The following is a 902-nucleotide window of genomic DNA, read 5'->3' as shown; positions in this document are numbered from 1 at the left end:
GTAGGCCAATTGTAACCAATCACTGTACTAATGGGGTCTAACATATGACCTTGTATGTAGATATAATTTTTTTCGCCATCGCTTAGATAATCTACTGTATTGGCCATCGATTGCATGTGAGCAGCCGCTCCAACAAGATAGAAGTCTGTTTTCTTGGCTACACTGTGGATACCATGTTCTTGCAAGTCATTTGCTCCATTGCGTATTGTTAAGGTACCCCGGCTATGCCCACTAACAATAGCATTGTCATTGCCATAACGATAGATAAAATCTTGGAACTTCTTGGTCGAATTACTCAATCCCCAAGTGCTACCCTCCCAAAACTTTTGATAAACTGCTACCCCTAATTCTACCAGCACATCGTCAGCTTGGGGAAAGTATGTAAAATAAAGGGGACCATTTTTATTAACAGCCAATTGGACAGCATTACCCGCAGCATCATCTGGTGAATTAAAAATGCCATTGTAGAACATATAAACAGCACCATTAGGGCCTTTTTGTAAATGCTTTTCTTCCTCTGGCTTTAAAAAGTGATACAGAGTGATATATTTTCCATCACGGCCTTTTATAGGTTTTCCATTTTCATCGGTTAAATAGAGGACATTGCCATTTTCATCATGCGCAACCTCACCCACTGGATGGTCAACATAAAATGCCATTTTACGAACCCCATCCCATATATCAAACCATTCATCTACCCATTTATTTCTCATACCTAAACGATTACGCAATATATCCTCAAGCGGTGCGACATTGAGCGGTCCTACTGCCTGGTGGGCTGTAGCGGTGTTGCGGTTGAGTGCATCAATGATTTGTCCAGCATCTTGCCCCATCGCCCTCTGTCCAGTTGTATCAGTAAGGATGATAGTCCCATCGCTGATAGCAGATTTGGTTTCCCCTTC

The 902-nt window shown here is 42.0% G+C and carries 1 pseudogene; it reads right to left on the bottom strand.

From position 1 onward, the window contains the following. Window positions 1–902, bottom strand: a pseudogene (locus ACFIK6_RS10020) (filamentous hemagglutinin); the annotation flags it as partial.

The organism is Bartonella sp. AS69XJJH (genome assembly GCF_042195585.1).
In the GTDB taxonomy this organism is placed as follows: Bacteria; Pseudomonadota; Alphaproteobacteria; order Rhizobiales; family Rhizobiaceae; genus Bartonella.
This window is presented reverse-complemented; position numbering and strand designations above follow the sequence as displayed.